1 protein-coding gene is annotated in these 433 nt (G+C 36.7%); it reads left to right on the plus strand.

What is annotated here, in order from left to right:
• Positions 1-433 (plus strand): SufD family Fe-S cluster assembly protein (locus KH893_RS12375; protein WP_486606307.1); only part of this gene is annotated, 433 nt, incomplete at both ends.

Raw genomic sequence — 433 nt, forward strand, 5'->3', positions numbered from 1 at the left:
GAAGTATTTGCAAAATGATCCGGATAATCGTTTGCTGGCCATGCACCAAGCTTATTGGAATTGTGGATTATTGATTTATTTGCCAAACGATCTTCATTTAAAACAGCCAATTGAAATTTCTTTAATTGTAGATGATTATGCTTCGGCGATTGAACAGCATATTTTATTTATTGCTGGAAGCAACGTAAAGGCAACAGTTGTCCAAACGACAAAGTCTTCAGCTGATTTGAACAAAGTTCAGCTTAATTCTGTTTTTGATTTGATTGCCGGTCCGGGAAGCCATCTTGATTGTTTTGCGGTCGACCAATTGAATCATTCCCGGATTAGCTATTTTAATCGTTTTAGTCGTCTTGGAACAGATGCACAAGTCAATTGGCTTTTGGCCGAAATGAATTTGAATAATTTAGTCGGTGAATGTTCAGCAATTTTAAAC

The sequence above is a fragment of the Liquorilactobacillus sicerae genome (assembly GCF_029916425.1).
GTDB lineage: Bacteria > Bacillota > Bacilli > Lactobacillales > Lactobacillaceae > Liquorilactobacillus > Liquorilactobacillus sicerae.